This is a genomic window from Streptomyces phytophilus, from assembly GCF_013870535.1.
Classification (GTDB): domain Bacteria; phylum Actinomycetota; class Actinomycetes; order Streptomycetales; family Streptomycetaceae; genus Streptomyces; species Streptomyces phytophilus.
Genome location: NZ_JACBXC010000260.1, coordinates 1 through 6,169 on the forward strand (window position 1 = coordinate 1; position 6,169 = coordinate 6,169).

General features: G+C 73.2%; 7 protein-coding genes. 3 read left to right on the forward strand and 4 right to left on the reverse strand.

What is annotated here, in order from left to right:
• The 4 genes from H5J30_RS37865 to hisD all read right to left on the reverse strand — a co-directional run.
• The coding region (locus H5J30_RS37865; protein WP_181787787.1) for a CG2302 family histidine operon protein at positions 1 to 150 on the reverse strand (150 nt) is incomplete at its 3' end.
• Complete coding sequence (hisB, locus tag H5J30_RS14135; protein ID WP_018835539.1) at positions 150 to 743, reverse strand: imidazoleglycerol-phosphate dehydratase HisB; 594 nt, start codon at positions 741 to 743, stop codon at positions 150 to 152. The genes H5J30_RS37865 and hisB, both read right to left, overlap by 1 nt.
• Positions 740 to 1,858, reverse strand: a complete 1,119-nt coding sequence (locus tag H5J30_RS14140; protein WP_181787788.1) for a histidinol-phosphate transaminase — start codon at positions 1,856 to 1,858, stop codon at positions 740 to 742. Before H5J30_RS14140 ends, hisB begins: the two co-directional genes overlap by 4 nt.
• A complete protein-coding gene (gene hisD / locus H5J30_RS14145) occupies positions 1,855 to 3,198 on the reverse strand; it encodes a histidinol dehydrogenase (protein ID WP_181787789.1) in 1,344 nt (447 codons plus the stop codon). Before hisD ends, H5J30_RS14140 begins: the two co-directional genes overlap by 4 nt.
• 161 nt (positions 3,199 to 3,359) lie before the next feature.
• Here hisD and H5J30_RS14150 point away from each other — a divergent pair, with 161 nt between their 5' ends.
• From H5J30_RS14150 to H5J30_RS14160, 3 genes are all read left to right on the forward strand, one after another.
• On the forward strand, positions 3,360 to 4,961 hold the full coding sequence (locus tag H5J30_RS14150; protein ID WP_181787790.1) for an oxidoreductase: 1,602 nt from the start codon (positions 3,360 to 3,362) through the stop codon (positions 4,959 to 4,961).
• A gap of 30 nt (positions 4,962 to 4,991) precedes the next feature.
• The gene (locus H5J30_RS14155; RefSeq protein WP_181787791.1) at positions 4,992 to 5,729 is read left to right on the forward strand and encodes an LON peptidase substrate-binding domain-containing protein; all 738 of its coding nucleotides are present in this window, start codon (positions 4,992 to 4,994) and stop codon (positions 5,727 to 5,729) included.
• 30 nt (positions 5,730 to 5,759) lie between these two features.
• Positions 5,760 to 6,169, forward strand: a 410-nt coding sequence (locus H5J30_RS14160) for a YbaK/EbsC family protein (protein WP_181787792.1), incomplete at its 3' end; no start/stop codon positions are given.

The window sequence follows — 6,169 nt, forward strand, 5'->3', positions numbered from 1 at the left end:
CAGCCGCAGGATGCCCGCGGCGAGCGCCATGGCGGCGCCGATGGCGAGCACGGCGATCACGTTCTTCGACTGGCGCTGCTTGACGAAGGAGATGACCCCGCCGAGCAGGAAGAGCCCCACGAAGATCAGCAGTATCGACAGGCCGTTCATTACAGGGCGCCCTTGGTCGACGGGATGCCGGTCTGCCGCGGGTCGATCTCCGAGGCGTAGCGCAGCGCGCGGGCCAGCGCCTTGAACTGGCACTCCACGATGTGGTGCGCGTTGCGCCCGTACGGCACGTGGACGTGCAGCGCGATCTGCGCCTGGGCGACGAACGACTCCAGGATGTGCCTGGTCATCGTCGTGTCGTAGTCGGCGCCGATCATCGGGGCCATGCCCTCGGGCTCGGTGTGCACCAGGTACGGGCGGCCGGAGAGGTCGACGGTGACCTGGGCCAGCGACTCGTCCAGCGGCACGGAGGCGTCGGCGAACCGCACGATGCCGCGCTTGTCGCCGAGGGCCTGCCGGAAGGCGGCGCCCAGGGCCAGCGCGGTGTCCTCCATGGTGTGGTGGCTGTCGATGTGCAGGTCGCCGTCGGTCTTGACGGTGAGGTCGAACAGGCCGTGGCGGCCCAGCTGGTCGAGCATGTGGTCGAAGAAGCCGACGCCCGTCGACACTGAGACCTCGCCGCGGCCGTCGAGGTCCAGCTCGACGACGACCGAGGTCTCCTTCGTGGTGCGCTCGACGCGGCCCACGCGGGTCATGAGTTGCTCTCCTTCTTCAGCGCGCGCACCGCATCGAGGAACGCGTCGTTCTCCGCCGGTGTGCCTGCGCTGACGCGCAGGAAGCCGGGCACGCCGTTGTCCCGGACCAGCACGCCGGCGTCCAGCAGCCGCTCCCACGCGGCGTGCGCGTCGGGGAAACGGCCGAACTGGACGAAGTTGGCGTCGGACTCGGTGACCTCGCACCCGAGCGCGGTCAGCTCCGACACCAGCCGGTCCCGCTCCTGCTTGAGCTGTTCGACGTACTGGAGCAGGGTATCGGTGTGCTCCAGGGCGGCGAGCGCGGTGGCCTGGGTGACGGCGGACAGGTGGTAGGGCAGCCGCACGAGCTGCACCGCGTCGACCACGGCGGGGTCGGCGGCGAGATAGCCGAGCCGCAGGCCGGCGGCGCCGAACGCCTTGGACATCGTGCGGGTGAGGACCAGCCGCGGGCGGCCCTCGATCAGCGGCAGCAGCGACGGGCGGTGGCTGAACTCGCCGTACGCCTCGTCCACCACGAGCATCGACGGCCTCGCCGCCTGCGCGGCCTCGTACAGCCGCAGGACCGTGTCGCGTTCGACGGCGGTGCCGGTGGGGTTGTTCGGCGAGCAGACGAACACCACGTCGGGTCGGTGCTCGGCGATGGCGCGCTCGGCGGCGTCGACGTCGATGCTGAAGTCCGCACGCCGCGGGCCGGAGAGCCAGCCGGTGCCGGTGCCGCGGGAGATGAGGGCGTGCATCGAGTACGACGGCTCGAAGCCGATGGCCGTGCGGCCGGGGCCGCCGAAGGTCTGCAGCAGCTGCTGGATGACCTCGTTGGAGCCGTTGGCCGCCCACACCTGCGCGGTGCCGACCTCGTGCCCGGCGGTGCGCGACAGGTAGCGCGCCAGCTCGGTGCGCAGCTCGGCCGCGTCCCGGTCGGGGTAGCGGTTGAGGTGGCGGGCGGCCTCGGTGACGCGCTCGGCGATGCGCCGGACCAGGGGCTCGGGCAGCGGGTACGGGTTCTCGTTGGTGTTCAGCCGGACGGGCACGTCGAGCTGGGGCGCGCCGTACGGGGACTTGCCGCGCAGCTCGTCGCGGACGGGCAGCTCGTCGCTCGCGGTCGGGGGGCGGGTCACAGCTCCGGCACCTTCCAGTCGAACCTGGCCTTCAGCGCGGCCCCGTGGGCGGGCAGGTCCTCGGCCTCCGCGAGGTTGACCACGTGCGCGGCGACCTCGGCGAGGGCGTCGCGCGTGTAGTCCACGACGTGGATGCCCTTGAGGAAGGACTGCACGGACAGGCCCGAGGAGTGGCAGGCGCAGCCGCCGGTGGGCAGCACGTGGTTGGAGCCGGCGCAGTAGTCCCCCAGGGAGACCGGGGCGTACGGGCCGACGAAGATCGCGCCGGCGTTGCGCACCCGGGCGGCGAGCGCGGCGGCGTCGGCCGTCTGGATCTCCAAGTGCTCGGCGGCGTAGGCGTCGACGACGCGCAGGCCGGCCTCCAGGTCGTCCACGAGCACGATGCCGGACTGCCGCCCGGCCAGCGCGGCGGTGACCCGCTCGACGTGCCGGGTCGCGGCCACCTGCGTCTTCAGCTCGCCCTCGACGGCCTCGGCGAGCAGCTCGGAGGGCGTGACGAGGACGGCGGCGGCCAGCTCGTCGTGCTCGGCCTGGCTGATGAGGTCCGCGGCGACGTGCGCCGGGTCGGCGGTGTCGTCGGCGAGGATGGCGATCTCGGTGGGGCCGGCCTCGGCGTCGATGCCGATACGGCCCTTCAACAGGCGCTTCGCGGCGGCCACATACACGTTCCCCGGGCCGGTGACCAGGTCGGCGGGAGCGCACTCCCCGGTCCCGTACGCGAACATGGCGACGGCCTGCGCACCTCCGACGGCATACACCTCGTCCACGCCGAGCAGGGCGCAGGCGGCGAGGATCGTCGGGTGCGGCAGGCCGGCGCCCCACGAGTTCGGCACGTCCTTCTGCGGGGGCGAGGAGACGGCCAGCGACGGCACGCCCGCCTCCTGGGCCGGCACCACGTTCATCACCACGGACGACGGATACACGGCCTGGCCGCCCGGCACGTACAGCCCGACGCGGGCGACGGGCAGCCAGCGCTCCGTGACCGTCCCGCCGGGGACGACCCGCACCGCGGTGTCGCTCCGGCGCTGCTCGCGGTGGACGATGCGGGCGCGGCGGACCGACTCCTCCAGCGCGGCGCGCACCTTCGGGTCCAGCTCGGCCAGCGCGCGCGTCAGCGCCTCCGCGGGCACCCGGAGCCGCTCCAGCGTCACGCCGTCGAAACGCTCTGTGATCTCGATCACCGCCGCCGTGCCGCGATGCCGGACGTCCTCGCACAGCGGGCGCACCTTCTCCAGGGCGGCCTCGACGTCCAGCTCGGCACGGGGCAGCAGGTCGCGGTCGATGCCGCCGCCTGCGTCGGAAGCGGCGGCGGGGCCGCGCAGATCGATTCGGGAGATCACGTGTCCAAGTCTCTCAGACGGCCCGGGCGCCCGGCCCGGTTGTCCACAGGCTGGACCGCAAATTCGTCACTGTCAGTACGTGGTACTAGCGTTCAGTGTGCCGTCCCGAGGGGAATCAGAGCCGTACGGGACGGACGCGGGCAGAGCAGGGGAGCGTGTCGTTGACCGCTGTACAGCACGACCGGGCGGAGGCGCCCGAGGACCTTTCGGCGACGGAGCGAGGGCTGTGGCACGCCTTCCAGGAGGGAGCGACATTCGATCTGCGTTCGCGAGATCCCGGGCACAACGACCCGGCCGGACTGCACGTCTGGGGGCCGGAGCGCAGCGTACGCGCCTCCTTACTCGCCCGGCTCCTGCTGCACGGCCCGCCGGCCCGCCCCGGCCGGGTGTCGTCCCTGAAGCTGGCCGGCGCGTACGTCACCGGCACGCTCGACCTCTCCGGCGGCCGCGTCGAGCCGTACGTGGAACTGCGCAACTGCCGCTTCGAGAACGAGCTGCTGCTGCCCGAGTGCTCCTTCGCCACGCTGCGCCTGGTGGAGTGCTCGGTCCCGCGGCTGGAGGGCGCCCGGCTGACCACGAGCGGGGACCTGCACATGCCCCGCTGCACCGTCGACGGCGGCATCCGGCTGACCGACGCGCACATAGGCACCGACCTGCTGCTCAGCCAGCTGACCGTCGGCCGTGACCGGCGCGGCGTGGCGATCGCCGCCGACGGCATCACCGTCGGCCAGGACCTCCAGGCCGATCTGCTGCAGGCGCACGGGGAGATGCGGATGCGCGGCGCGACCGTCGGCGTCTCGCTCAACCTGAACGGCAGCGTCCTGCGCAACCCGTACGGCAAGCGCGCGCTCAACGCGCCGCAGCTCACCGTCGAGCGCTCGCTGCACATGGGCCCGGCGGCGGTCCCCGAGGCGGCGACGGGCGGAGCCACGCCCCCGTACGGCATCAGCGGCCACACCCCGCCGCGCGGCACGCGGATGCAGCGCTTCGAGTGCCACGGCGGGCTGCGGCTGGACGACGGCCGCTTCGGCGACTCCGTCGACCTCGACGGCGCGCGCTTCGTGATGGATCCGGAGCAGGAGATGTCCATGCGCCGGATACAGACGCCGGAGCTGCGGTTCATGGGGCGCGAGCCGGAGGGCGGCAAGGTGGTGCTGTCCGGCGCCCGGGTCGTCAACCTCCGCGACAAGTACACGAGCTGGCCGGGCCCCGGCCGGCTGGCGATGGCCGGCTTCTTCTACGAGCACCTCATACCCGTCGGCGCCTTCCCGCTGGTGCACCGGCTGGAGTGGGTCGAGGCCGCGACCCCGGAGTTCTCCCCCGAGCCGTACGAGCTGCTGGCCGCCGTCCTGCGCAACACCGGCGAGGACCACGACGCCCGCGAGGTGATGCTCGCCAAGCACCGCAGGCAGCGCGAGACGCTGCCGCTGACCGGCAAGGCGTGGGGCCTGCTCCAGGACTGGACCGTCGCGTACGGCTACCGCCCCACCCGCGCCGTGGTGTGGATGGCGGTGCTCTGGGCGGTCGGCTCGCTGTACTTCGCGCAGCAGGAGCCGCGCGCGCTGCGCCCCGGCGAGGGACCCGAGTGGAGCCCGCCGCTCTACGTGCTCGATCTGCTGCTGCCCGTCATAGACCTGGGGCAGGACAACGCCTGGCACCAGTCGGGGCATTACCAGTGGACGGCCACGGTGCTCGTGCTCGCCGGCTGGGTGCTCGCCACCACGGTGGCGGCCGGCGTCTCCCGTGCGCTGCGCCGCCAGTGAGGTACCGGCCGGGACCGTTAGGATCCGCCTGTGACCACCGCACGCCTTCCCCTCTTCCCGCTGAACGCGGTGCTGTTCCCGGGCCTCGTCATGCCCTTGAACGTGTTCGAGGAGCGGTACCGGGCGATGATGCGCGACCTGCGCAAGCTGCCCGAGGCGGAGCGGCGGTTCGGCGTGGTGGCGATCCGCGACGGCCGCGAGGTCGCGCCCACGGGACCCGGCCTGCCGGACCAGACCTCGCTGCCCGAGCGCGGCCCCGCGGCGGGCTTCGGCACCGACCCGATGCAGGCGTTCTACGGCGTCGGCTGCGTCGCGGACGCGGCGACGATCCGGGAGAAGGACAGCGGCGGGTACGAGGTGCTGGTCACCGGCACCCGTCGGTTCCGGCTGCTGTCGGTGGACGCCTCGGGCGAGTATCTGACCGGTGAGGTCGAGGCGCTGCCGGAGGAGTCGGGCGAGGGCGCGGGCGTGCTGTCCGCGGCGGTCGTACGGGCCTTCAGGACGTACCAGAAGAGGCTGGCCGGCGCCCGCGAACGCTCCCTCGGCGCGGCCACGGAGCTGCCGGACGAGCCGTCGGTGCTGTCGTATCTCGTCGCCGCGGCGGCGGTGCTGGACACCCCGTCGAAGCAGCAGCTCCTCCAGGCACGGGACACGGCGGCCCGGCTGTCGGCGGAGCTGAAAATCCTGCGGCGCGAGAGCGCGGTGCTGGGTAAGCTCCCGTCGCTGCCCGCGGTCGACCTGACGCGGCACCCGACGAGCCCCAACTGAGCCCCCGCCCCCTGCCCGGACCCCTTTCCCATGGCCAAGAAGAAGCAGACCGGGTCCACCCCGGCCACGGTGGCGCTGACCAAGGCCGGCGCCGCGTTCACCGTCCACGCGTACGCCCACGACCCCGCCGCCGCGTCGTACGGCGAGGAGGCGGCCGAAGCGCTCGGCGTCGACCCGGGCCAGGTCTTCAAGACCCTGGTCGCGGAGGTCGACGGCGTGCTGACCGTCGCGATCGTGCCCGTCTCCGGCGCCCTGGACCTCAAGGCGCTGGCCGCGGCGGCCGGCGGCAAGAAGGCCGTGCTGGCGGACCCGGCGCACGCCGAGCGCACCACGGGCTACGTCCGCGGCGGCATCTCCCCGCTGGGCCAGCGCAAGCGGCTGCCGACGGTGCTGGACTCCTCGGCCGCCGGGCGGCCGACGGTCTGCGTCTCCGCGGGCCG